This window comes from Pseudomonas sp. WC1, from assembly GCF_050586565.1.
Lineage (GTDB): Bacteria > Pseudomonadota > Gammaproteobacteria > Pseudomonadales > Pseudomonadaceae > Aquipseudomonas.
This window is the reverse complement of record NZ_JBOBDQ010000130.1, coordinates 1-1,065: the sequence shown is the minus strand read 5'-3', so window position 1 is coordinate 1,065 and position 1,065 is coordinate 1. Positions and strand designations below refer to the sequence as shown.

Genomic DNA, 1,065 nt, shown 5'->3' with positions numbered 1-1,065 from the left:
CCGGCAGTCAGCCCCTGGCGGTTGACCAACTCGCCGCGGCTGTCCAACTGCAGTTGCTGGCCGGCATGCACCGGGCCCTGCGCATCGATAGCCGCCGCCTGCAGGCGTACATCACCGGTGGCGCTGGCCTGGGCCATGCGCAACTGGCCGTTGGCCTCGAGCTGGATATCGCCGCCGCTGGCGATCATCCGCCCGTCCAGGCGCACGCCGACCCCGGCCTCGGTGCCCACCAGCCTGACCGCGCCGGCATACATGCCGCCCAAGGCGCTGGAGTCGATAGCCAGGCTCGGCTTGGCACTGCCGTCGTCCTGGCGCGCCGTGGCCGCCAGGGTCCGCGCATCGACATCGTTGCGCCCGGCGACGATGGCCAGGTTGCGCGCCTGGATCTCGGCATTGATTTTCGTGCTGCGGGCAATCAGCTCAAAGCTGTCGACGTTGCTGGCGTTGAGCCCCGCGCCTTCGATGGCGATATGGCCCTGGTCGACCTGGTAACGGCTCAGCTGGCCGTTCTCGAGCACCGGCTTGCCGGTGCTGAGCGTGGCCTGTGGCGTGTTGATGAAGCCGCAGCCATCGCAGGTGATGCCGTGGGGGTTGGCGACGATGACATGTGCCCCGCGCCCGGCCACTTCGGTGTAGCCGCGCAGCTGGCTGGCGTTGGCGCCGTTGACCTCGTTGAGGATGACGCTGGCTGCGGTGCCCTGCAGGTTGGGGTTGCCGAGGATGATGCCACCCAGCTGGGTGGCCTGGGTGCGGTCGGTGGCGTTGTTGAGGATCAGCCCCTGCTGGCCGACGTTGTAGTCGCTGAACTGGTTGTGCGACAGGCCGCTGCCGTTGGGCGCGGCGATATTGATGATCGGCACGCCGTTGCCCGCCTGGTCCAGCCGGGTGCCCGGGCCGCTGACCACCACGCCTTCGGCGGCCTGTGCCCACAGCGGTTGCCAGAACATGGCGTTGGCCAGCAGCAGCGCCAGACCGCGCTTGGGCAACCCGCAGAACTGCTCGCGCGGCTGAATTTTGGCCGAGCGTTGGCGGGCCAGGAAGGCAAACAGGCGGACGTCCATGTCA

At 68.6% G+C, this 1,065-nt stretch carries 1 protein-coding gene; it reads right to left on the bottom strand.

The window, feature by feature from the left end:
• On the bottom strand, positions 1 to 1,061 hold a 1,061-nt coding region (locus tag ACQ4OD_RS26340; protein ID WP_430945222.1), incomplete at its 3' end, for a filamentous hemagglutinin N-terminal domain-containing protein.
• Positions 1,062 to 1,065 lie beyond the last annotated feature (4 nt).